General features: G+C 72.0%; 20 protein-coding genes. 16 read left to right on the forward strand and 4 right to left on the reverse strand.

Going from position 1 to position 22,052, the window contains the following annotated elements; all coding sequences use genetic code 11:
* The first annotated feature begins 500 nt into the window (after nucleotides 1-500).
* Entirely contained in the window at nucleotides 501-2,696 is a 2,196-nt protein-coding gene (locus AB0D32_RS20210) for a heavy metal translocating P-type ATPase (RefSeq protein ID WP_357092064.1), read from the forward strand.
* Between the two features lie 86 nt (nucleotides 2,697-2,782).
* On the opposite strand, the gene AB0D32_RS20215 is transcribed toward AB0D32_RS20210, so the two are convergent.
* Together AB0D32_RS20215 and AB0D32_RS20220 are read right to left on the reverse strand one after the other, a co-directional pair.
* A complete protein-coding gene (locus AB0D32_RS20215) occupies nucleotides 2,783-3,487 on the reverse strand; it encodes a F510_1955 family glycosylhydrolase (protein WP_357092067.1) in 705 nt (234 codons plus the stop codon).
* Nucleotides 3,484-3,627, reverse strand: coding sequence for a hypothetical protein (locus AB0D32_RS20220; protein WP_357092069.1), 144 nt, complete (start codon nucleotides 3,625-3,627; stop codon nucleotides 3,484-3,486). Before AB0D32_RS20220 ends, AB0D32_RS20215 begins: the two co-directional genes overlap by 4 nt.
* A 219-nt stretch (nucleotides 3,628-3,846) precedes the next feature.
* Between AB0D32_RS20220 and AB0D32_RS20225 the strand changes: the two genes are divergently transcribed.
* Nucleotides 3,847-4,206: a BlaI/MecI/CopY family transcriptional regulator gene (locus AB0D32_RS20225; RefSeq protein WP_357092072.1), complete on the forward strand. Its 360-nt coding sequence runs from the start codon at nucleotides 3,847-3,849 to the stop codon at nucleotides 4,204-4,206.
* A 216-nt stretch (nucleotides 4,207-4,422) separates the two neighbouring features.
* Here AB0D32_RS20225 and AB0D32_RS20230 read toward each other — a convergent pair whose 3' ends face one another.
* The gene (locus tag AB0D32_RS20230) at nucleotides 4,423-4,704 is read right to left on the reverse strand and encodes a heavy metal-associated domain-containing protein (RefSeq protein WP_357092075.1); all 282 of its coding nucleotides are present in this window, start codon (nucleotides 4,702-4,704) and stop codon (nucleotides 4,423-4,425) included.
* Nucleotides 4,705-5,115: 411 nt separating this feature from the next.
* Between AB0D32_RS20230 and AB0D32_RS20235 the strand changes: the two genes are divergently transcribed.
* On the forward strand, nucleotides 5,116-6,558 hold the full coding sequence (locus tag AB0D32_RS20235) for an MFS transporter (RefSeq protein WP_357092079.1): 1,443 nt from the start codon (nucleotides 5,116-5,118) through the stop codon (nucleotides 6,556-6,558).
* Between the two features lie 122 nt (nucleotides 6,559-6,680).
* On the opposite strand, the gene AB0D32_RS20240 is transcribed toward AB0D32_RS20235, so the two are convergent.
* Complete coding sequence (locus tag AB0D32_RS20240) at nucleotides 6,681-7,100, reverse strand: VOC family protein (RefSeq protein WP_357092081.1); 420 nt, start codon at nucleotides 7,098-7,100, stop codon at nucleotides 6,681-6,683.
* Between the two features lie 340 nt (nucleotides 7,101-7,440).
* Between AB0D32_RS20240 and AB0D32_RS20245 the strand changes: the two genes are divergently transcribed.
* The 13 genes from AB0D32_RS20245 (at nucleotide 7,441) to lhgO (ending at nucleotide 22,050) form a co-directional block, all read left to right on the forward strand.
* Nucleotides 7,441-8,604 carry a VCBS repeat domain-containing M23 family metallopeptidase gene (locus tag AB0D32_RS20245; protein ID WP_357092084.1) on the forward strand — a complete coding sequence of 388 codons (1,164 nt, stop codon included), beginning with the start codon at nucleotides 7,441-7,443 and terminating at the stop codon, nucleotides 8,602-8,604.
* Between the two features lie 556 nt (nucleotides 8,605-9,160).
* Nucleotides 9,161-10,141: a LacI family DNA-binding transcriptional regulator gene (locus AB0D32_RS20250; protein ID WP_357092087.1), complete on the forward strand. Its 981-nt coding sequence runs from the start codon at nucleotides 9,161-9,163 to the stop codon at nucleotides 10,139-10,141.
* The gene (locus AB0D32_RS20255; RefSeq protein WP_357092090.1) at nucleotides 10,138-11,232 is read left to right on the forward strand and encodes a BMP family ABC transporter substrate-binding protein; all 1,095 of its coding nucleotides are present in this window, start codon (nucleotides 10,138-10,140) and stop codon (nucleotides 11,230-11,232) included. Before AB0D32_RS20250 ends, AB0D32_RS20255 begins: the two co-directional genes overlap by 4 nt.
* 77 nt (nucleotides 11,233-11,309) lie before the next feature.
* Nucleotides 11,310-12,863, forward strand: coding sequence for an ABC transporter ATP-binding protein (locus AB0D32_RS20260; protein WP_357092093.1), 1,554 nt, complete (start codon nucleotides 11,310-11,312; stop codon nucleotides 12,861-12,863).
* Nucleotides 12,860-13,978, forward strand: coding sequence for an ABC transporter permease (locus tag AB0D32_RS20265; protein ID WP_357092097.1), 1,119 nt, complete (start codon nucleotides 12,860-12,862; stop codon nucleotides 13,976-13,978). The genes AB0D32_RS20260 and AB0D32_RS20265 overlap by 4 nt, the downstream gene beginning before the upstream one ends.
* Nucleotides 13,975-14,886, forward strand: coding sequence for an ABC transporter permease (locus AB0D32_RS20270; RefSeq protein ID WP_357092100.1), 912 nt, complete (start codon nucleotides 13,975-13,977; stop codon nucleotides 14,884-14,886). Before AB0D32_RS20265 ends, AB0D32_RS20270 begins: the two co-directional genes overlap by 4 nt.
* A complete protein-coding gene (locus tag AB0D32_RS20275) occupies nucleotides 14,883-15,815 on the forward strand; it encodes a nucleoside hydrolase (protein WP_357092103.1) in 933 nt (310 codons plus the stop codon). The genes AB0D32_RS20270 and AB0D32_RS20275 overlap by 4 nt, the downstream gene beginning before the upstream one ends.
* A 57-nt stretch (nucleotides 15,816-15,872) precedes the next feature.
* On the forward strand, nucleotides 15,873-16,631 hold the full coding sequence (locus AB0D32_RS20280) for a glutamine amidotransferase (protein ID WP_357092106.1): 759 nt from the start codon (nucleotides 15,873-15,875) through the stop codon (nucleotides 16,629-16,631).
* Nucleotides 16,628-17,398: an alpha/beta fold hydrolase gene (locus AB0D32_RS20285; protein WP_357092109.1), complete on the forward strand. Its 771-nt coding sequence runs from the start codon at nucleotides 16,628-16,630 to the stop codon at nucleotides 17,396-17,398. Before AB0D32_RS20280 ends, AB0D32_RS20285 begins: the two co-directional genes overlap by 4 nt.
* Nucleotides 17,395-18,408, forward strand: a complete 1,014-nt coding sequence (locus AB0D32_RS20290) for an acetamidase/formamidase family protein (protein WP_357092111.1) — start codon at nucleotides 17,395-17,397, stop codon at nucleotides 18,406-18,408. The genes AB0D32_RS20285 and AB0D32_RS20290 overlap by 4 nt, the downstream gene beginning before the upstream one ends.
* On the forward strand, nucleotides 18,405-19,352 hold the full coding sequence (locus tag AB0D32_RS20295) for a ribokinase (protein WP_357092114.1): 948 nt from the start codon (nucleotides 18,405-18,407) through the stop codon (nucleotides 19,350-19,352). The genes AB0D32_RS20290 and AB0D32_RS20295 overlap by 4 nt, the downstream gene beginning before the upstream one ends.
* The gene (locus AB0D32_RS20300; RefSeq protein WP_357092118.1) at nucleotides 19,349-20,845 is read left to right on the forward strand and encodes an aldehyde dehydrogenase family protein; all 1,497 of its coding nucleotides are present in this window, start codon (nucleotides 19,349-19,351) and stop codon (nucleotides 20,843-20,845) included. The genes AB0D32_RS20295 and AB0D32_RS20300 overlap by 4 nt, the downstream gene beginning before the upstream one ends.
* Nucleotides 20,845-22,050, forward strand: a complete 1,206-nt coding sequence (gene lhgO, locus AB0D32_RS20305; RefSeq protein ID WP_357092121.1) for an L-2-hydroxyglutarate oxidase — start codon at nucleotides 20,845-20,847, stop codon at nucleotides 22,048-22,050. The genes AB0D32_RS20300 and lhgO overlap by 1 nt, the downstream gene beginning before the upstream one ends.
* Nucleotides 22,051-22,052 lie beyond the last annotated feature (2 nt).

Below are 22,052 nucleotides of genomic sequence, written 5' to 3' on the forward strand. Positions count from 1 at the left end.
CCCCTCACGTATCCGGGGGCCACCGCCCCCAGCCCGCGGGGGGGCCCCGCGGTGCCACCCGGGGGCCCCACAGCTGCGGGATGGCGCAAACGGTCCATGGGGCGACCTCTGAGCAGCCTCGTTCAGGCACCTTCGCGGCGTTGACCAGCCTGATCCGTACCCGCTGCCCGGGGCGCCCGGCACCGCACCGGCGTACGCCTGTCCGTCGTCGACACCGGGGAAGGTGTCGAGGCCGCCCACCTGCCGCACGTGTTCGAACGGGCCCGGTGCGGGTGTCGAATTCGCCGTCACGCTGCCGGCAACGGGCACACACCTTCCCGGCTGACGATCGCGCGACCTGGGGCATCCGCCGCGTGCGCCTGGCTCGGCGGTAGGGGCATTCCCGAGCCTGGTGCCGCCAGGGCGTGAATCCGTGGGGTGGTGGGTCGTGGTCGTCGATGCTCACCCAGGTTTGTCAGATACCCCCCAGGGGTATATGGTTCCGCGTGGAGGTAGACGACATGAGACACGAACACGGAACCCACACCGATGCCATGGTCGTCACCAGTGGGCATCACGGCCATCAGGCGCCGGTTGGCGAGCATCCCGGCGGTGGAGCCCACGACGGGCACCGCAGCGGTGCCGGGGAGGGTGGTGGTCACCACGGCCACCACCACGCGGGCCACGGATCTGCCGGTGGGCACGGCGGTCATGACAAGCACGCGGGGCACGACCCGGAGCAGTTCCGGCGCAAGTTCTGGCTGAGCCTGGCGCTGACGATTCCGATCGTGGCGACCAGCCACATGGTGATGGGCTGGTTCGGCTACACCCTCGACTTCCCGGGCATGAGCTGGGTGGGACCGGTTCTCGGCTCGGTGGTCTTCCTCTACGGAGGCTGGCCGTTCCTGGTCGGCGGCGTCCGCGAGGTCCGCGACCGCGCCCCGGGGATGATGCTGCTGATCTCGATGGCGATCACCGTGGCCTACGTCGCCTCGATGGCCACCAGCCTCGGCGCGTTCGACCTGGACTTCTGGTGGGAACTGGCGGCGTTGGTGACCATCATGCTGCTGGGACACTGGCAGGAGATGAAGGCCATCGGCCAGGCGCAGGGTGCCCTCGCCGCGTTGGCGGCGTTGCTCCCCGATGACGCCGAGCGGGTGCACGACGACGGCGCCGTGCACCGGGTATCGGTGTCCGAGCTGCGGGTCGGAGACGTGGTGCTGGTGCGCTCCGGTGGCCGCGTACCCGCCGACGGCCGGATCATCGACGGCGCCGCTGAGCTGGACGAGTCGATGATCACGGGGGAGTCCCGGCCGGTGCCCCGCACCATCGGGGACCGGGTCGTGGCCGGCACGGTGGCCACCGACTCCGCGCTGCGGGTCCAGGTCGACGCGGTCGGCGAGGACACCGCGCTGGCCGGCATCGGCCGACTCGTCGCCCAGGCTCAGGCGTCCAGCGGCCGGGCCCAGGCCCTCGCCGATCGGTTCGCGGCGTTGCTCTTCTACGTCGCCACCGCCGCCGCGCTGGTCACCTTTGCTGCCTGGTGGGCGCTGGGCGACCTCGACCAGTCCGTGATCCGGACGGTGACGGTGCTGGTCATCGCCTGCCCGCACGCCCTCGGGCTGGCCATTCCGCTGGTGATCGCGCTGTCCACCGCGGTGTCGGCGAAGGCCGGCATCCTGGTCAAGGACCGCCTGGCCCTGGAGCGGATGCGCACCGTCGATGCGGTGCTGTTCGACAAGACCGGCACCCTGACCAAGGGCGCTCACACCGTCACCGCCACGGCCGCCGCCAGTGGCGTCAGCGAGGACGAGGTGTTGCGCGTCGCCGGCGCGGTCGAGGCCGACAGTGAGCACCCCCTCGCCAGGGCTCTCGTCAAGGTCGCGCAGGACCGGGGGCTGCGGGCGACCGCCCGGGACTTCCGATCCCTGACCGGTCGAGGGGTCCAGGCGACCGTCGATGGCACCGACTGGGCGGTGGGCGGCCCCGCTCTGCTGCGGGAACTCGGCGCGGCGGTTCCCGACGAGCTGGCCACCGTCGCGCGGGGCTGGTCTGCCCGCGGTGCGGCGGTGCTGCATCTGATCCGTCTGTCCGAGGCCGGTCAACCGGCTGCGGTCGGTGCGTTCGCCCTGGAGGACGAGGTCCGTCCGGAGGCCCGCCAGGCCATCGCCGACCTGCGCGAACAGGGCGTCAAGAAGATCGTGATGATCACCGGTGATGCCCGTCCGGTCGCCGAGGCGGTCGCCGTCGACCTCGGGTTCCGGCCGGGGGTGGACGAGGTCTTCGCCGAGGTGCTGCCCGCGGACAAGGACCGGGCGGTCGCCGAGTTGCAGGCCCGGGGGCTGACGGTGGCGATGGTCGGCGACGGCGTCAACGACGCCCCCGCCCTGGCCCGCGCCGATGTCGGCCTGGCCATCGGCGCCGGCACCGACGTCGCGATCGAGTCGGCCGGGGTCATCCTGGCCTCGTCGGACCCGCGTGGCGTCACGGGCGTGATCCGGCTGTCCCGGGCGTCGTACCGGAAGATGATCCAGAACCTGGTCTGGGCCGCCGGGTACAACGTGGTGGCGATCCCACTCGCCGCGGGAGCGCTGGCCTGGGCCGGGTTCACGCTCAGTCCGGCGGTCGGCGCGGTGCTGATGTCCGCCTCCACCATCGTGGTGGCGGTGAACGCCCAGCTGCTGCGCCGGGTCAGGCTCACCCCCGGACAGCACTGACCCACGCACGAAGGGCGGCCCGGTCGGGAGGACCCGACCGGGCCGCCGCGCGTCCGGACAAATGCAGGCCATTCGGGTACGTCGGCTCAGGGCGTCATCGGTTGCCACGTCACACCCGAGTCGGCACTGCGCAACACCCGGCTGTCCTCGGTGGCCAGGTAGATGAGGTTCTCGTGCACGGTGAGCGCGACCGGCGCGTCCGGAGCGCGGCCGGCGGTGGCCGACCAGGTCGCCGCACCGTCGACGGAACGCACCAGCGCGCCGTCGGCCGTGATCGCCACCAGCTCCCGCGCAGACCAGTGCAGCAGCACCGCTGGCGGGCCGCCGGCCGGTGCCCAGGTGCGGCCACCGTCAGTGGAGCGGCGCGTGCCCTGCTCCGTGGTCGCCAGAAGGGTGTCCGGGCGGTGCGGGGCGACGGCCAGGTCGTAGGCCTCGATCGTGGAGCGGGTCTGCCACGTGACCCGGTCGGTGCTGGCCATCAGGGCGCCGCTGGTCGAGTCGAGGCCGTACAGGACCCCGCCGGAAGAGCGCAGCAGGTGGAAGTCAGCCTGCCCGGCCAGGGACAGGGTGCGCCAGGAACGGCCGGCATCGGTGCTGTGGATCAGCCCCAGGTGCCTCGGCCCGTCCTCACCGGGGGCCGGGTGCCCGGAGGCGAGGAACTCGTCAGGGCCGGTCACCGCGAAGCCCATCATGTCCTGGCGGCCGTTCCCCACCCGGGTCGCCTCGGCGCCGGAGAACCGGACCACTCCGTGGTGGGTGGCCACGTACAGCTGTCCGTCGGCGGGGTTCACGCCCAGGCCGTGCACGTGGCCAGCCCGCTGCTGCCCACCGCCGACGAGTCGGTGGAGGTGGCGTCGCCACGCCAGCCGACGACGGTGACCGCGGCGGTGACGAGCAGGAGGACGCCGACCGCGACGCCAACCCCTGCCAACCGATTCTGCCCCTTGTGGGCCACACCAAGCTCCCTTGCCTCGCCCTGCGACCTGCGCTGGCGGTGCGGGATCATCCCGCGCCGCTGCCCGATCGTATGCCACCTACTATCTCCGGATAGTAGTAGCGTCGTCGGGCGTACCGGTGCGGACCTGACACGACGGCGAGGGTGCGTCCAGCGTCGGCGTAGGCTGACCTGGATGTGGGAGGCGGTGTGTCGGTGAACGGCCTGGGTGAGTTGGAGGCCGCCGTCATGGACGTGCTGTGGCAGGCGGGGGAGCCCCTGCGGGTACGCGAGGTGCTGAGCAAGCTGGCAGGACGCCCCCTGGCCTACACCACCGTCATGACCGTGCTGGACAACCTGCACCGCAAGCAGTGGGTGCTGCGTGACAAGAACGGCAAGGCCTACCACTACCGGCCCGCCGGCAGCCGGGAGGAACTCGTCGCCCGGACCCTGCGGCGCATGCTGGAGACCAGCCTCCAGCCCGACGTGGTGCTGCTGCACTTCGCCCGATCGGCCTCCGACCGGGAACTGGCCGTGCTGCGGCAGGTGCTCGACGAGCGGTCGGACCACCGGTGAACGGCGCCGTCGCCCTCATCGTCGGAGCGCGCACCACTGTTGGCTTGCCCTGCGCCATGGCCAGCTGCCGGCGCAGGACGACGTCCTCGGCGTGGTGGCGGTCGTGAACTCCCCGCCATCGCGGTCGTCGGCTGTCCGTAGTAGGTGCTGGTGGAAACGGCGGTGGGGTCGGCCGGGTCTGCCCGCGACCGGGCTGGACCCGGCCGACCCGGGTGGTCAACCGACCAACTGGTAGCCGGCCTGCTCGACCGCGCTGCGGACCTGGGCGGTCTCCGGAGCGGCGTCGCTGATGACGGTGACCACGCCGCGGGTCACGTCGACCTCGACACCGGTGACGCCGGCCAACGCGCTGACGTGCCTGCTCACGGACTTGGCGCAGCCGCCGCAGGTCATCCCGGACACCGCGTAGGTGGTGCGGATGCCGTCCTGGGCGGTGGCGGTCGAGTCGACCGTGTCAACGCCGGTGGCGCAGCCGCACGTACTTTCGCTGGTGCACATGTCTGTTCTCCCTTGCTTCCGTGGTGGGCAACGCTGACCGGGAGCGGACGAGCACGTCGACCGCGAGTGACCCCCGGCGCCCCCGGCACTGGGCGGCTGCCCAGGCCGTGCGCAGAACCCGGTGACCGATGCGCCATCGATGGTCTGGGTCGCGTCGACCATCCGATGTGCCGGAGCCGTCACCTCTGCTCCGGCTTCGCTGTCGCTGGTGGTCACCGTCCCCGCGATGCCGCGCGTGGGTCGCCGATCCGTGTTGCATCTGGCCCGAACTTTACCCCTGGGGGGTATGGGTAGCAAGGGGCGGCCTGTCCGTCTGTGGCTGCCGCCCGCCACTTGACACCGCATACCCCCGGGGGGTAAACATTCACCCGCGTTACCCATACCCCCCGGGGGCATGAAGGAGTGGTTGTGATGTCCAACGGAAACAAGCGCTGGTGGGCCCTCGGCCTCATCGCGCTCGCCCAGTTCATCGTCATCATGGACACGTCGATCATCGGCGTCGCCCTACCTCGGATGCAGGCGGATCTCGGCTTCTCGCCGGAGAACCTGTCCTGGGTGTTCAACGCCTACGTGGTCGCCTTCGGCGGCCTGCTGCTGCTCGGCGGCCGACTGTCCGACCTGTTCGGCGCCCGCCGGATGTTCACCGCCGGCTGGCTGATCCTCCTGGTCGGCTCCGCCGCGGCGGGCCTGGCCGACGGCGTCGCCGTCGAGTTGGCCGCCCGTGCCGTCCAGGGCGCCGGCGCCGCCCTGATCGCGCCCTCCGCGCTGACGTTGCTGATGACGCTCTTCGGTGCCGAGCCGCGGGAACTCACTCGGGCCCTGGCTCTGTACGGAGCTGCCGCGCCCGCCGGTGGCACCGCCGGCGTCTTCCTCGGCGGGGTCATCACGGAGTACGTCAGCTGGCCCTGGGTCTTCTACATCAACATCCCCATCGCCCTGCTCGCCGTCCTCGCGACCCCGGTGCTGATGCCGGCGGGCGGCGCCCGTCGTGGATCCCTCGACGTCGTGGGCGCACTGACCGTCACCGTCGGTCTCGGCGCCGCCGTGTTCGCCATCGTCCGCGCACCCGAAGTCGGCTGGACATCCGCCCCGACCTGGCTGACGCTGGCCGGTGCCGTGGCAGCGCTGGTGGCGTTCGTCGTCATCCAGGCCGCCCGTCGCGAGCCGCTGATGCGGTTGTCCATCTTCCGCACGCCGAACCTCGCCGCAGCGAACGTGGCCCAGCTGCTGCTCGGCGCGGCGTGGATCCCGATGTGGTTCTACCTGAACCTGTACCTGCAGCAGGTCCTCGGCTACAGCGCCTTCCCCAGTGGTGCCGCGCTGCTGCCGATGACGGTCCTCGTCATGGTCGGGATGATCGCCCTCGCGCCGAAGGCCATCAACCGGTTCGGCCCCAGGCCGATGGTCGTCACCGGCCTCGCGGTTCTCGCTGCCGGCCTCGGGTGGCTCGCGCTGATCCGTCCCGACGGCACCTTCGTCGCGGACGTCCTGCCCGCCTCGCTCGTCGCGGCGCTGGGCATGTCACTCGCCTTCATCCCGTCCCTCGGCACGGCGATCTCCAGCGCGCGTCCCGAGGAGGACGGGCTGGCCTCCGGCATCGTCAACACCAGCTACCAGGTCGGCTCGGCCCTCGGGCTCGCCGCCATGACCGCCGTCGCCGCCTCCTACGGCGCCGGCCAGCTCGGTGACGTACCGGCTGTGACCGCCGGCTATTCCGCTGCCTTCATCGGCGCCGGCGTCGTGGCCGCCGTCGGGGCTGTCATCACCGGGATCACGCTGCGCACCGCCCCGCCAAGCCCGGAAACTGTCGCCGCCGAAATGCCCGCATCGACCGACAGGGCATCGGCGCGGTGATCCAGCAATCCGATGCCCCGGTGGGGCGGCCGGCCGTCATGGCCGACCGCCCCATCGGCGGGAGCGCGTCGACTTGCCTGGGCCTGGTCGCCGTCATCAGCGAATGGCGGTGACCGTCGCCATCACACCGCCGGCTCGGGCAGCTGCGCCACGATGATCACGTTCCCGTGCAGGTCGGCCAGGTGCAGCGACCGGCTGTCGGCGTCCTCCCGTTCGTTCCACACCCGCACCCCGTGCCCACGCAGGTGCTCGCGAACCGCGTCCAGGTCTCCGGTGTACAGGACGAGGAGAGGCTGACCGCCGCACTGTCGGCCGATCAGTTCGCGTTCGCGGTCGCTGGTGGCGGTCATGAGCCAGAGGCCGACCGCCTCCTGGCCGGGCACTCCGACGTGCAGGTAGCGGTATCCCTCTGCCGTCTGGTCGTGCAGGACACGGAAACCGAGGACGTCCTGGTAGAAGGCCAGGGCCGCATCGGGGTCGTCGACAAGGACCACCAGACGACCAAGCCCCGAGAGCAGGCTGTTGTCAGCGCGAGAAGCCATGACCGGCACTTTAAAGACGCCTTGCGGTCCGGGTAAAGCGTCACCTGCGGCCGGTGGTGTCACCGGGTCGGACGCGGTCGCCCGGCAGCCCATGCCGCCATCGCCATCAGGTGCGGACGCCTGGTCCGTCTGAACCCTCCGCGGCGTCGCCGACCAGTTGCCGGCAAGGTTCAGCGGACGCCGCCGTGGTGGGGCGGCGGACCGTTATGCAAAAGACGTATTGGCGTTCTTGACAGTCTCGGTCTCGTTGGGACATTCTCTGGGCCAGATCGTTCCGCGATGTTTCCACCCTATATGGGCGATTGCTCGAAAGTCTGACGTACCACGTTCCATCCACCTCATGAGCAAGGAGGCCCATTTGCGTCGCAGTGTCGTAGCCAGCTTGGCTGTGCTCGTCGTCGGGCTCGGAATGGTGGCCCCGCAGGGGTACGCATTCGCCGGCAGTGGCGCACCGTTCAAGCTGCCCTACCGGGCTGGGCACGCGTACACCATCACCCAGACCCCCGGGAGCGGCTTCTCTCACAACGACGGCTACAACCGGCATGCGGTTGACTTCGCCATGCCGCAAGGCACCCCGATCGTCGCCTCGGCGGCCGGCACCGTCTATTTCGAAGGATGGAGCGGCGGTGGCGGCATCATCGCTCTGATCGACCACGGCAACAATCGCTGCTCTCAGTACGCTCATCTCAGCGCGACCATTGTCAACAGAGGGCAATGGGTGGCCCAGGGGCAGCAGATCGGGGCTTCCGGCGCCACCGGAAACGTTACCGGCCCACATCTGCACTGGAACGTCGTCTACTGCGACTCTCAGCTCAGCCGTGAGATCCCCAATTCGGTGGAGGCCGGCACCTGGTATCCCACCGGCACCGCGCCGGTGAGCCAGAACCGACTGTCCACGGGCCTGCCGGGGGCCGACGGCGAGCGGGTGTCCGACTTCAGTGGTGACGGTGCCGCCGATGTGCTGGGGGTCGACGCCAAGGGCGACTTCTGGTATTACCCGCACAATCGGGCCGGCCTCAGCAGCCCGGTCAAGATCGGAAATGGTTGGGCGGCGTTCCGGCATGTGATGGCTGCGGATTGGAGCGGTGACGGTGCCGCCGACGTCCTGGGTGTCGACTCGTCCGGAAGGCTGTTGTACTACCCGAACAACAGTTACGAGCTGTCTGGCTACACGCAGCTCGGGCAGGGTTGGGCGGCGTTCCGGCATGTGATGGCTGCGGATTGGAGCGGTGACGGTGCCGCTGATGTCCTGGGTGTCGATGCGAGTGGGAATCTTTGGTATTACCCGCACAGTGGTGCTGGGCTCGGGACTCCGGTCAGGATCGGATACGGTTGGGCGACGTTCCGGCATGTGATGGCTGCGGATTGGAGCGGTGACGGTGCCGCTGATGTCCTGGGTGTCGATGCGAGTGGGAATCTTTGGTATTATCCGCACAGTGGCGCTGGGCTCGGCACCCCGGTCAAGATCGGACACGGCTGGTCCACCTTCATACACGTCATGTGAACGACCGCTCACCTGGCAGGTCGACCGAGGTGCCGGACACGGTGCCCCGGCCGGCCTGCCAGGTCGTCATCCGCCTCTGCGCGTTACGGCGGTTCGGTAAACGCTGAGACGCTGTTCGCCGCCACCGAGTGCCAGCTGGACGACCGACGGGTGCCGTACGCGCGCATCGGGCGCAACACCGGAGCGGCCCTCGTCCTACCCCATGTCGAACCCGGCCGGGCCGCATCCCGTCGCCGCGGTGGAGTGACCCCTGGGGCCGGACGCGCGCGACGCCGGCTCGTCATGCTCTCGCCGTTCCCGGCCGGTCCGTTTTGTGGCGGCGAGTGGGTCGATGTCACCCTGTCGCGCCGACCATCGCCATAAATCTATGTTCCTGGATGGCCTAGTCTCGGCCGTCGGGTCGACTCGCCGGTAACACGCCTGGTAGAGGCGCTGCCGGCGCCCCCGCCGGTTTCCGAGGATTCTTCGTTTCGTGTCTTGACAGCCATCGCGTCTTAAGGCGTATGGTTCCTCGCAACCGGTTGCGCAACCGGTTGCACGAGGAGGTGCAGGGGAGATGGCGACCATCGCCGATGTCGCGAGGGCGGCGGGTGTGCACCGCTCCACGGTGTCGCGCATCCTTCGTGACCCGAAGGCGTTCCGGGGCGAGACCCGTACCCGGGTGCTGGAGGCGGCCGCCCGTCTCGACTACCGTCCGAGCCGCATCGCCCAGGCTCTGAGCGGAGGCGCGTCGCCCCTCGTTCCGCTCGTCGTGCCGGACATAAGCAACCCGTTCTTCGCCCGGGTCGCCCGCGGCGCGGAGGAGATCGCCCGCGCCGCGGGGCTGCACATCGTCGTGTGCAGCACCGGAGGCGACGTCGAGGCGGAGGTCGCCTACCTCCAGGCCATGAGCGATCTCGACACGCCGTGCATCCTGTTCACCCCGAGCGCCGACACCGTGGCGGCGCAGGTGCTGTCGATCGCTCGGCACACCGCCGTGGTGCTCATCGACCGTTCCCTGCCGGAGACCGACCTTCGCTGCGTCCGGGTGGACCACGTGCAGGCCGCGGCGGCCGGCACGCAGCACCTCCTCGCGCGTGGCCACCGTCGCGTCGTCTGCGTCAGCGGTCCGATGTCGGCCTCCTCCGCCCGTGAGCGGGTCGCCGGCTACCAGACGGTCATGGACGAAGCCGGTCTGCCCGCCCAGGTGGTGGAGGGTGACTTCACCATCGCCGGCGGCCGGCACGCCGCCGCCCAGCTCTTCGCCGGCGGCGAACCACCGACTGCGGTCCTCGCCGCCAACGACCTCTGCGCCGTCGGCCTGCTGACGGCCGCGCGCGAGGCCGGGCTGCGGGTGCCGGACGACGTGGCCGTGCTGGGGTTCGACGACCTCGACGTGGCGCAGCACGTGAACCCGAGCCTGACCACCCTGCGACAGCCGTCTGCCGAACTGGGCGGCCAGGCGGCCCGCCTGGCGCTCGCCGATGCCGGAGTCGGCGACGGCGCGGACGTCGTCCTGACCCTCCAGGCCGAACTCGTCGTCCGGGAATCCGCATGACCCAGACCGTTCGCAGCACCCCCGAAAAGCACCTCAGGAAGGGCACCATGATGAAGAACCTGCATGTCCGCCGGCCCTCGCTGGTGGCCCTGGCTGCCGTGGCCGCGGCCGCCGTCACGCTGTCGGCCTGCTCGTCCGGCGACACGAACGCCGCCGGCAAGGGCGACGGGACCAACGCCGTCTACGTGATGTCCGACAACCTCGGCGACAAGGGTTTCAACGACTCCGCCGCCGCCGGCTTCGAGCGGCTCAAGGCCGAGGGCGCCGGCACGAAACTGCTGCAGGCGTCGCCGAGCGACCCGCAGCTGTGGCGGCAGAACCTCGAGGCCGTCTCCAACTCCGGCGAGTACGACCTGATCTTCACCGGTCCCGGCATGCACGACAACCTGGCCGCGGTCGCCCCCCAGCACCCCGACCAGAAGTACGTCTTCTTCGACGACGAGCTCAAGGCGCCGAACGTCCTGTCCATCCGGTACGCCCAGAACGAGGGCTCCTACCTGGCCGGCGTGCTGGCCGCCAACGCCTCGCTGGACCCGAAGTCGTTCCCGCTGTCCAAGGGCAACAAGAAGGTGGGCATCGTCGCGGGCCAGGACCTGCCCGGCATCCAGGAGTTCATCGTCGGCTTCAAGCAGGGCGTGGTCTCGGTGGACCCCGCGATCAACGTGAACATCTCGTTCGTCGGCAACTTCAACGACGCCCAGAAGGCGTACGACCTGACCACCACGCTGTTCAACTCCGGCGCGGACGTGGTCTACAACGTGGCCGGTCCCGCCGGTCTCGGCATCCTGAAGGCGGCCGCCGACACCAACCACTACGCGATCGGCGTGGACTCCGACCAGAACACCCTGCACCCGCAGCACGTGCTCGCCTCAATGCTCAAGCAGATTGGCAACTCGGTCTACGACTCGGCCAAGAAGTACGAGAAGGACGAGATCAAGTTCGGCGAGACCGTCGTGTACGGCCTGAGCAACGAGGGCGTGGCCCTGGTCTACAACGACGCGCTCGTGCCCGCCGAGGTGAAGCAGAAGATCGACGCGGCCAAGCAGAAGGTGGTCGGCGGCGAGGTCAAGGTCGACTCCGTACTGCAGTAATCACCGCCCGTGGCCCCGGCGGGCGCCCGACGCCCGCCGGAGCCGCGGCCTGATCGTGCCAAAGCTAAGGAAGCCATATGGACGCCTCCACCGCGGATCACCCGATCCTGCATCTGCAGGGGATCCGCAAGACGTTCGGTAGCAAGGTGGCAATCGACTCCATCGACCTGGCGGTCGCCGCCGGGGAGGTCCACGCGATCTGCGGCGAGAACGGCGCGGGCAAGTCGACGCTGATGAACATCCTGGCCGGCATCCACCAGCCGGATGCCGGGACGATCAGCGTCCGGAACCGGCCGGTGGACATCGCGGGTCCGGCGGAGGCGGCGCGGCTGGGCATCGGCATGGTGCACCAGCACTTCACCCTGGTGCCGTCGATGACGGTGGCCGAGAACATCTTCCTCGGCCGGCAGCCCCGCCGGTGGCGCGGCCTCGTCGTCGACCGCGCGGCGATGCGGGATGCCGCAGCGGAACTGATCAGCCGGTACGGCTTCGAGTTGCGCCCCGACCAGCGGGTACGGGAGCTGACCGTGGGGCAGCGCCAGCGCGTGGAGATCATCAAGGCGCTCGCCTTCGACGCCGAGATCCTCATCCTGGACGAGCCGACCGCGGTGCTCACGCCCGCGGAGGTCGACGACCTGATGAAGGTCATCGGCGTGCTGCGTGACCGGGGCCGCACCGTCCTGTTCATCACCCACAAGCTGCGTGAGGTCAAGGCGGTGGCCGACCGCGTCTCCGTGATCCGGCACGGCCGCAGCGTCGGCACCCGTGACAACGCGGGGCTCTCCGAGTCGGAGATCGCCGACCTCATGGTGGGCCGGGCGGTCTTCCTCGCCGAACGCAAGCAGGTGCCGCCCCGCACCGACCGCGGCGACGACCACCTGACGGTCGCGGGCCTGACCAGCGTCGACGCGACCGGGCGCGCGGTGCTGGAGGACGTCACCTTCGGTATCCGACCCGGCGAGGTGCTCGGCATCGCCGGCGTGGAGGGCAACGGGCAGACCGAACTCGCCGAGGCGCTGACCGGCCTGCGTTCCGTCGTCTCCGGCCGGGTCGCCCTCGACGGCACGGACATCACGGGCTGGTCGGCGGGCCGACGCCGCGGTGCCGGGGTGGCCTTCATCCCGGAGGACCGGCTGGACCGGGGCCTGAGCCCGACGATGTCGGTGGCGGAGAACCTCGCCGCGTCGAACTACGGCCGCGCCGGGCTGGTCCGCCGTCGCCTGATCTCCCAGGCGGCACTGCGCCGCTTCGCCGCCGAGCAGATCCGGCGCTACGACATCCGCGGCGCCGCACCGGAGACGCCGGTCGGGACGCTGTCCGGCGGCAACATGCAGAAGGTGGTGCTCGCCCGCGAGCTCGCCCGGGAACCACGGGTCCTCGTCGTGTCCCAGCCCACCCGCGGGGTGGACATCGGGGCGAGCGAGTTCGTCCACCGGCAGATCCTCGCCGCCGCGGCGCAGGGCTGCGCCGTCCTGCTGATCTCGTCGGAACTGTCCGAGGTGCTCGCGCTCTCCGACCGGATCGGGGTGATGCTGCGCGGTCGCATCGTCGACGTGCTGGACGCCGCCGACGCGACGGAGACCCGGCTGGGCCTGTTGATGAGTGGCGGCCGAGCGGAGGTGGAGGCATGAGCACGACAACTGACCCGACGACGGCGGTCGCGGCCGACGCGTACCAGGAGACCCGCGGGGACGCCCTGCGCCGACGCGTACGCGAGACGTGGTCCGCGTCGCGCCGCCCGCTGATCGCGGTGCTCCTCACCCTGGTCTTCGGTTTCCTGCTCGTCGTCGTGGTCTCCGACGACCCGGTGCTCGCCTACGAGCAGCTCTTCCTGGGCAACTTCTCCAGCCCCGCGAACATCGGCAACCTGCTGATGCGCACGGCGCCGCTGCTGCTGATCGCCACCGGCATCGTCTTCTCGTTCCGGGCCGGCATCTTCAACGTCGGTGCGGAAGGACAGCTGTACGTCGGCGCGATCAGCGCCGCCGCGGTGGCCCTGTCGCTGCCCACGCTTCCCGCCGTCCCACTGATCGTGGTCTCCATGGTTGCCGGCATGGCGGCCGGTGCGGCCCTGGCCTGGATCCCCGGGCAGCTGAAGGTCCGGCTGAACGTGGACGAGGTCGTCACCACGCTGATGCTCAACTTCATCGCCCTGCTGTTGACCAGCTACCTGGTCAGCAAGCCACTGCGGGACCCGACCGCCTACGGCGCCACCAGCAGGCTGCTGCCGTCGCAGTCGTTCCTGCCGCAGATTCCCGGCCTGCCGACCGCCAACATCGGCTTCCTGATCGCGCTGGTGATGGTGCCGGTGGCCTGGCTGGTGCTGTTCCGCACCCCGTGGGGGGCCGAACTGCGCGCCGCCGGCAGCAACCTGCGCTTCGCCGAGGCGGTGGGCGTACGCGCCAAGAGCCAGATCATCCGCGCGATGCTGGTCTCCGGCAGCCTCGCCGGGCTGGCCGGCTCGATCTACGTCCTGGGCATCGGTCACCGCTTCGAGCAGAACTTCTCTCCGGGATTCGGGCTCATCGCGCTGACCGTGGCGCTGCTGGCCCGCCTGCACCCGGTGGCGGTGCTGCTGACCAGCCTGTTCTACGCGGCCATGCTCAACGGCGCCGCCTACATGCAGATCACCACGGACGTGCCCCGCTCGCTCGTCAGCCTGTTGACGGGTCTGCTCGTCGTCCTGATGACCGTCGAGTTCCGTCGTCGGCACCGCGCCCGGGTGCAGAAGGAGGCCGGGGCATGAACCAGTTCCTGTACGCCGCGTTGCTGGCGACCACCCCGGTGCTGCTGGCGGCGCTGGCGGCGATGTTCACCCAGCGGGCCAACATTCTCAACGTCGCCGTCGAGGGCATGATGCTGACCGCCGCGTTCGTGGCGATCGCGGTCGGACAGGCCACCGGCAGCGTCGCCGTCGCCCTGGTCGCGGCCCTGCTCGCCGGCCTGCTGATGGCCCTGGTGTTCGGCGTGGTGACCCTGATCCTGCACGCCGACCCGCTGGTCGCCGGTCTCGGCATCAACCTGCTGGCGGCGGGGGTGACGGTGTTCCTGCTGGAGCGGGTCTACCGCAACCCCGGCGGCCTGCGGCCGGACAGCTTCCCCGACCTGTGGCGGGTCGAGGCCGACTGGCTGGAGGCGATCCCGGTGGTCGGGCCGGCGCTGAACGGGCAGAGCGTCATCGTCTACCTGGCGATCCTGCTCGTGCCGGTCTCGTCGATCGTGCTCTACCGCACGCCGCTCGGCTACGCCCTGCGCGCCGCCGGTGAGGACGAGGCCGCGGCCCGCGCCGCCGGCATCAACGTGCCCCGGGTACGCCTGACCGCCGTGCTGTTCAGCGGGCTGCTCGGCGGGCTCGCCGGCGCGCAGCTGTCCATGGCCACCCTGCACTTCTTCCTGCCCGACATGACCAGCGGGCGTGGCTTCCTCGGGCTGGCGGCCATGCTGTTCGGCGGCGCCACCCCGGGTGGCTCGGTCGCCGCGTCCGCGCTGTTCGGCGCCGCCGGGGCGGCCGGTGACCGCCTGCAGAGCGGCGCCATCCCCAACCAGTTGGTCCTGGCGCTGCCCTACATCGCCGCGATCGTCGCGCTGAGCCTGTCCAAGGCGGGTGTGCTGCGGCGCGTGCGTGCCAAGAGGAAAGTGAAGGCGACATCGTGAGCACCCCCATCGTCTACGACTGCGATCCCGGCAACGACGACGCGCTGGCCATCCTCGCGGCCGTCGGGCATCCCGGACTCGACCTGCTGGCGGTCACCACCGTGGCCGGTCACCTGGTGGCGGAGCGGACCGCCCGCAACGCGGCGATCGCCGTGGCCGCCGCCGGCGCCACCGTCCCGGTCGGCCGCGGCGGCGCGCTGCCGCTGGTCCGGGACCAGGTGCTCGCCGGGATCCTCGACCTGGAGCAGGGGCTGGACCGGGCCCGCGAGGACCTGCCGGCCGTGGCTCTCGACCCGCGCCACGCCGTCGACCTGATCATCGACACCGTGCGGGCCCGGCCCGGCGCGGTGCTGGTCGCCACCGGACCGCTGACCAACGTCGCCACGGCGCTGCGCAAGCACCCGGCGGTCGCCGGCGACCTGGCCCGGATCATCACCCTCAGCGGCGCCTGGGGCCTCGGCGGCAAGACCGCGGCGGCGGAGTTCAACGTGTGGTGCGACCCGGAGGCGGCGGCGGTCGTCTACTCGGCCCCCGTGCCGGTCACCGTGCTGCCCACCGAGGCCAGCGCCGCCGTACCCGTCGACGAGGACCTCGTCTCCCGGGTGGCGCAGCTGCCCGGCGACGCCGCCGCCCTGGCGGTGGAGCTGATGCAGTCGCTGCGCGCCACCCACCGCAGCAACGTCCTCGGGCCCACCCCGGTACCGCTGAACGACCCGTGCGCCGTCCTGTACGCCGCCGACCCCACGCTCGGTGAGCTGGTGCGGGTCCGCGCCGACGTCGAGCTGGCCGGCCGGCACACGTACGGGCGGACGGTCATCGACCTCGGCGGCCGCAGCCCCGAGCCCGCCAACGTCGACGTGGTGCTCCGGCTGGACTCCGCCGCCGTGCGGGACGCGCTGGTCGACAGCCTCCGCCGGCTCGCCCCCTGACGTCGCACCGAACCCACTTCGCACAGCATCTTCCTGGCACCGAAAGGAACTCCTACCGTGACCCGCAAATCCGTCCTCATCGCCGGTGAGTCCTGGACTGTCCACAGCATCCACCAGAAGGGCTTCGACAGCTTCACCACCACGGAGTACGCGGAGGGGGTGCGCTGGCTGCGACAGGCCCTCGAAGACGGCGGCTGGCAGGTCACGTACCAGCCGGCGCACGTCGCGGCCACCGACTTCCCGAGCACCGTGGAGGAGCTGGACGCCTACGACTGCGTGATCATCAGCGACGTCGGCGCCAACACCTTCCTGCTGCACCCGGAGACCTTCACGAAGTCGGTGCCGCTGCCGGACCGCCTCGCCGTGCTGCGGGACTGGGTCCACGGCGGGGGAGGGGTCATCATGGTCGGCGGCTACCTCACCTTCCAGGGCATCGACGCCAAGGCCCGCTACGCCGGCAGTGCCATCGAGGACGCCCTGCCGGTGACCATGCACCCGTACGACGACCGTGCCGAGCGTCCCGCCGGGGTCACGCCCGCCGTCCTGCTCCCGGAGCACCCGGCGATCAGCGGCGTCACCGGCACCTGGCCGGACCTGCTCGGCTACAACGTCGTGCAGCCGCGCCCGGAGGCCGACGTGGTCGTCGCCGTCGACGCCGACCCGCTGGTGGTGGCCTGGGACTACGGCCGGGGACGCGGCATGGCCTTCACCTCCGACTGCGGCCCGCACTGGGCGCCGCCGACCTTCGTCGACTGGGACGGCTACGCGCCGCTGTGGCAGCAGATGGTGTCCTGGACCGCAGGGGACCGGCGATGAGCACGGCCGGCCCGGTGCCGCTCAACGTCGCGACGTGGGGCGCGGCGGGCGGCCCGGTCTGCGTCTGCCTGCACGGCATCACCGCCAACTCCAGCTCCTGGAACCGGCTCGGGCCGCGGCTGGCCGAGCTCGGCTTCCGGGTGCTGGCCCCGGAGCTGCGGGGGCACGGCGAGAGCCCGAAGACCGCCGACGGGTACGACACGGAGACGCTGCTGGCGGACCTCGCCGCCGTCGTACCGGCGCAGCCGGACGTGCTGATCGGGCACTCGTTCGGCGGCTACCTCGCGCAGGAGGGCGTGCTGCGTGGCGTGTTCCGGCCCCGGGCGTTGATCCTCGAGGATCCGGTCACCCACCAGCCGGACCGGGAGGTGCCCACGGCGATGCTGGCGTACGACCGCGCGCACCTGCCTCGCGACATCGAGGGGACCCTGGCGCTGAATCCGCACTGGACCCGGCTGGACGCCGCCGGCAAGGTGCTCAGCCTCGAACAGGTGAACTGGGACGGGGCCAGGATGGCGTTCGCCGGCAACGCCCCCTGGGACCTGCGCGGCGCCGCGGCCCGGGTCGCCGACGCCGTGCCGACCCGCTGGGTGCTGCCCGGCGAGAGCCGGTTCGTCCCGGCGTCGGACGTCGCGGCGCTGCGCGCGGCGGTCGGCGCGGAGTCGGTGGTCGTCGTGCCGCACGCCGGGCACAGCATCCACCGGGACGACCTGGACCGGTTCGTCGACGTGGTGACGTCGCTGCACGATCCGAGGAGCCGTTCATGACCCGTATCCACCCGGCGCCGGAGCGGTTCGCCTTCACCGTCGGCGGGCTGCCCCCCATCGCCGCCGTCGAGGTCGGCGCGGAGATCGAGGTGTTCACCGAGGACTGCTTCTCGGGACGCCTGGACTCGGTCACCGGCCGGCCCCGTGAGGTCGCGCCGTTTCCGCGGGTGAACCCGCTCACCGGGCCGATCGAGCTGCGCGGCGTCCGGCGCGGGGATGTCGTCGCGATCCACCTGGTCGAACTCACCCCGGCCCGGGACTGGGGCGTGTCCACCATGTCGCCCAGCTTCGGGGTGCTCTCCGGCACCCGGTCGAGCCCCAACCTCCAGCCGGAGACGTCGGAACACGTGTGGATCTGGTCGGTCGACGCGGCGGCGGGCGCGGTGCGGACCCGTACCGCCGACGGCCGCGAGCTGGCGGTGCCGCTGCGCCCGTTCCACGGGACGGTGGGGGTGGCGCCGGCGCACGGCGAGGTACGGACCAGCGCCGTGCCGGACGCCTTCGGAGGCAACCTCGACGTGCCGGCGCTCGCCGCCGGCACCACCCTCTACCTGCGGGCCAACGTGGACGGCGCGATGCTCTACCTCGGCGACGGCCACTTCGCCCAGGGCGACGGCGAGTTCGCCGGCACCGCGGTCGAAGGCGCCATGGTGACCCGGCTGCGGACCGCGGTGCTGGCGGAGGAGCACCTCGCGGCCCGGGACGTCGACTGGCCCCGGATGGAGACCGACGACGAGATCATCGCCGTCGGCGTAGGCCGGCCGCTGGAGGACGCCGTACGCGTCGCCGCGCACACCCTCGTCCGCTGGGTGGCCGAGAGCTGCGAGCTGGCGCCGCACGACGCCTACCAGCTGGTCTCGCAGGGCTGCTCGGCCCGCATCGGCAACCTGGTCAACCCCTCGTACACGGTCAGCGTTTCGCTGCCCAAGGCCCTCCTGCCCGGCCGGCCGGTGCTCATGGACGGCGCCCACGACCGGCTGCGTGGGCAGCGGGCGGAGGGTGGCGCATGAGCGGGAACCGACCGGACGTCGTCGTGGTCGGCAGCGTCAACGCCGATCTGCGCATCGAGGTCGACATGCTGCCCCGGCCGGGCGAGACGATCCACGGTGGATCGCCGTTGTGGCTCGGCGGCGGCAAGGGCGCCAACCAGGCGGTGGCGCTGGCCCGGCTCGGCCGGTCCGTCGCCCTCGTCGGGGCCGTCGGCTCCGACCAGGTCAGCGCGGACCTCGCCAGGCAGCTCGCGGCCGAGGGGGTGGGCATCGACCGGCTGGCCACCGTGGAGGGGCCTGCCGGCCAGGCGGTGGTCTTCGTCGACCCGTCCGGCGAGAACTCGATCGTCGTCTCGCCCGGCGCCAACGGGGCCGTGCACCCCGACCTGGTCCGCCGGGCGCACGACGAGCTGGCCGGGGCGAAGGTCGTCCTGGCGCAACTGGAGATCCCCGTCGACGCCGTCCTGGCCGCCGCGTCCGCCACCCGCGGCACCTTCGTGCTCAACCCGGCACCGGCCGTACCGCTGCCACCGGAGCTGCTGCGGCGGGTGGACGTGCTGGTACCGAACCGGGGCGAACTCGCGCAGCTCTGCGCGGCGCAGCCGCCGGCCACGGTGGACGAGGTGGCGGCACTGGCCCGGCGGCTGCCCTGTGCCGCGGTGGTCGTGACCCTCGGCGGCGACGGCGCCCTCGTCGTCGCCGGCGACACCGTGCGCCATCTCGAACCGCCCGCGGTCACCGCCGTGGACACCACCGGGGCGGGGGACTGCTTCTGCGGGGCCCTCGCCGACGCCCTCGCCGACGGGCACCCGCTGGTCGACGCCGCCGCGTTCGCCGTACGGGCGGCGGCGCTCAGCGTGACCGTGCCCGGCGCGCAGGCGTCGATGCCCACCCGGGAGCAGGTGCTGGCGCTCCCGGCACCGGCCGACCGGCACCCCGAGGACCGGATGGAGGTTCCCCGATGAGGCACGATGACCAGCCCGACGGGCTCGGCGACGTCGCGGACGTCGTCGAGCGCGCCCGCCGCGCGGCACCCGGGTTCACCGGCGCCGGGCGCGAGCGGCGCGCCCGACTGCTCGAGACGATGGCCGGGCACCTGGAAGGGGCCCGCGCCGAGCTGGTGGCCACCGCCGCGGCGGAGACCGCCCTCGGTCCCGACGTCCTCGACGCCGAGGTGACCCGCACCGCCGACCAGCTGCGGATGTTCGCCGGTGTCGTGCGGGAGGGGTCGTACCTGGAGGCCACCGTCGACACCGCCCCCGGCGGCGACGTGGTGCGCTGGCTGCAGCCGTTGGGGCCCGTCGCGGTCTTCGGCGCCAGCAACTTCCCCTTCGCGTACGGCGTCGCCGGCGGGGACACCGCCTCGGCGCTCGCCGCCGGGTGTCCCGTCGTGGCCAAGGAACACCCCTCGCACCCGCGTACCTGCCGGGCCGTGCTGTCCGCCCTGCGGGCGGCGGCTGCGGCGGCCGGCATCAGTCCGGACGTGATCGGCATGGTCAGCGGGTTCGAGGCCGGTGCGCAGCTCGTCACGCACCCGGACGTCACGGCCGTCGGGTTCACGGGATCGGTCGGCGGCGGCCGAGCCCTGTTCGACCTGTGCGCCGCGCGCCCGCTGCCGATCCCGTTCTACGGCGAACTGGGCAGCGTCAACCCGGCCGTCGTGCTGCCGTACGCCGCCCGGAGTCCGGAGCGGGTGATCGAGCCGCTCGTCACCTCCATGCTCGCCCGTGGAGGCCAGGTCTGCACCAAGGCCGGCCTGGTCTTCCTGCCCGACGACGCGGAGGACCTCGCCGACCGGCTGCGCCAGCGGATGGCGGACGCGCCGCGCCCGGCGCTGCTCAACCCGTCGATCACCGCCGCGTACGCAACCGGCACCGCGCAGCGGGCGGCGCTGGACGGGGTCGAGGTGCTCAGCGGCGACGTCGCCGCGCCCGGCGCGGGTGACCGCGACCCGGTGCCCCCGGTGCTGCTGGCCACCACCGTTGCGGGCCTGCTGGACGACGCCAACGCGGACCTGCGGGAGGAGTGCTTCGGCCCGTACGCCGTGCTGGTGCGCTACCGGTCCGTGGCGGAGCTGCGTACCGCCCTGGCGGCCCTCCCGTCCTCGCTGGTGGCCGGGGTGTACGCCACCGACGACGACCTGCCCGACGCCCGCGACGTGCTGCCCGTCCTGGTCGACCGGGCGGGCCGGGTGGTGTGGAACCAGCCGACCAGCGGGCTGCGGGTGGGCTGGGCCACCCACCACGGCGGCGGCTACCCCGCCTCCACCGCGTCCGGCACCACCAGCGTCGGCGCGACCGCGATCCGACGCTGGCTGCGCCCCTCGGCGCTACAGGGCTGGCCCGCGGCGTTGCTGCCGGCCGAGCTGCGCGACGCGGCCGGCGGGGACGGGCGGGGTCTGCCGGTGCGCCGGGACGGGCGGCTGAGCGGGCCGCCGAGCGCGAGAGAGGTGTCGTGATGAGCTACGTCGTAGTGGGCGCGGGGATCGTCGGGCTGGCGGTCGCCCGGGAGGTGCTGATCCGTCGCCCCGGCAGCTCCGTCGTCGTGCTCGAGAAGGAGCACCAGGTCGGCCTGCACCAGACCGGCCACAACAGCGGTGTCGTGCACGCCGGCGTGTACTACCAGCCGGGGTCGCTGAAGGCGACCCTGTGCCGGCGCGGGGTCGCGCTGCTGCGCGAGTACACCGCCGAGCACGACATCGCCTACCAGGAGCTGGGCAAGGCCATCGTCGCGCGGGACGCGACGGAGGAGGCCCGGCTGGCCGACCTGCTCGCGCGGGCGCGGGCCAACGGCGTGCCCGACGTGCAGATGCTGGGACCCGACGGCCTGCGGGACCGGGAACCCCACGTACGGGGCAGCGTCGCACTGCTGTCGCCGCGCACCGCCGTCGTCGACTTCGGTCAGGTCGCCCGGTCCCTCGCCGCCGACGTGGCCCGGCTCGGCGGCGAGGTCCGCCTGGGCACCGCCGTGACCGGGATCGCCCGGCGCGGCGGGAAGGTGGTGCTCGCGACCACGAGCGGGCAGGACGTCGTGGCCGGGCAGGTCATCCTCTGCGCCGGGCTGCACGTCGACCGGCTCGCCACCCTGGCCGGCGGGGACCCCTCGCCGCGGATCCTGCCCTTCCGCGGCGAGTACTACCGCCTGCGGCCGGAACGGTCGTCGCTGGTGCGGGGCCTGATCTACCCGGTACCCGACCCGCGGTACCCGTTCCTCGGCGTCCACCTCACCCGCCGGATCGACGGCACCGTCGACGTCGGCCCCAACGCCGTACTCGCCCTGGCCCGCGAGGGCTACCGCCGCCGGGACGTCCGCCTCGGCGACCTGCTCGCGACGCTGGGCTACCCGGGATTCGCGCGGCTGGCCGCGCGGCACTGGCGCACCGGCGCGCAGGAGATGCTCGGATCGCTGCTCAAGGGCCGCTTCGTCGCCGCCGCACGGCACTACGTCCCCGAGCTGACCTCCGCCGACCTGGTCCGGGCCCCGGCCGGCGTCCGCGCCCAGGCCGTGGACCGGCGGGGCGACCTCGTCGACGACTTCCGAATCGAGATCATGGGACGGGTCGTCGCGGTACGCAACGCCCCCTCACCTGCGGCGACGTCCTCGCTGGCCATCGCCGAGCACGTGGTGGAGCGGGCGTTGGCCGCGGCAACCGAACGGGGGTAGAC

The organism is Micromonospora sp. NPDC048170 (genome assembly GCF_040652795.1).
In the GTDB taxonomy this organism is placed as follows: domain Bacteria; phylum Actinomycetota; class Actinomycetes; order Mycobacteriales; family Micromonosporaceae; genus Micromonospora.

What these genes read in the sequence shown, in the direction of transcription:
- AB0D32_RS20210 (WP_357092064.1), top strand. Translation starts at nt 501, where the DNA reads ATGAGACACGAACACGGAACCCACACCGATGCCATGGTCGTCACCAGT.
- AB0D32_RS20230 (WP_357092075.1), bottom strand. Translation starts at nt 4,704, where the DNA reads ATGTGCACCAGCGAAAGTACGTGCGGCTGCGCCACCGGCGTTGACACG.
- AB0D32_RS20235 (WP_357092079.1), top strand. Translation starts at nt 5,116, where the DNA reads ATGTCCAACGGAAACAAGCGCTGGTGGGCCCTCGGCCTCATCGCGCTC.
- AB0D32_RS20240 (WP_357092081.1), bottom strand. Translation starts at nt 7,100, where the DNA reads ATGGCTTCTCGCGCTGACAACAGCCTGCTCTCGGGGCTTGGTCGTCTG.
- AB0D32_RS20245 (WP_357092084.1), top strand. Translation starts at nt 7,441, where the DNA reads ATGAGCAAGGAGGCCCATTTGCGTCGCAGTGTCGTAGCCAGCTTGGCT.
- AB0D32_RS20250 (WP_357092087.1), top strand. Translation starts at nt 9,161, where the DNA reads ATGGCGACCATCGCCGATGTCGCGAGGGCGGCGGGTGTGCACCGCTCC.
- AB0D32_RS20255 (WP_357092090.1), top strand. Translation starts at nt 10,138, where the DNA reads ATGACCCAGACCGTTCGCAGCACCCCCGAAAAGCACCTCAGGAAGGGC.
- AB0D32_RS20260 (WP_357092093.1), top strand. Translation starts at nt 11,310, where the DNA reads ATGGACGCCTCCACCGCGGATCACCCGATCCTGCATCTGCAGGGGATC.
- AB0D32_RS20265 (WP_357092097.1), top strand. Translation starts at nt 12,860, where the DNA reads ATGAGCACGACAACTGACCCGACGACGGCGGTCGCGGCCGACGCGTAC.
- AB0D32_RS20270 (WP_357092100.1), top strand. Translation starts at nt 13,975, where the DNA reads ATGAACCAGTTCCTGTACGCCGCGTTGCTGGCGACCACCCCGGTGCTG.
- AB0D32_RS20285 (WP_357092109.1), top strand. Translation starts at nt 16,628, where the DNA reads ATGAGCACGGCCGGCCCGGTGCCGCTCAACGTCGCGACGTGGGGCGCG.
- AB0D32_RS20290 (WP_357092111.1), top strand. Translation starts at nt 17,395, where the DNA reads ATGACCCGTATCCACCCGGCGCCGGAGCGGTTCGCCTTCACCGTCGGC.
- AB0D32_RS20295 (WP_357092114.1), top strand. Translation starts at nt 18,405, where the DNA reads ATGAGCGGGAACCGACCGGACGTCGTCGTGGTCGGCAGCGTCAACGCC.
- AB0D32_RS20300 (WP_357092118.1), top strand. Translation starts at nt 19,349, where the DNA reads ATGAGGCACGATGACCAGCCCGACGGGCTCGGCGACGTCGCGGACGTC.
- lhgO (WP_357092121.1), top strand. Translation starts at nt 20,845, where the DNA reads ATGAGCTACGTCGTAGTGGGCGCGGGGATCGTCGGGCTGGCGGTCGCC.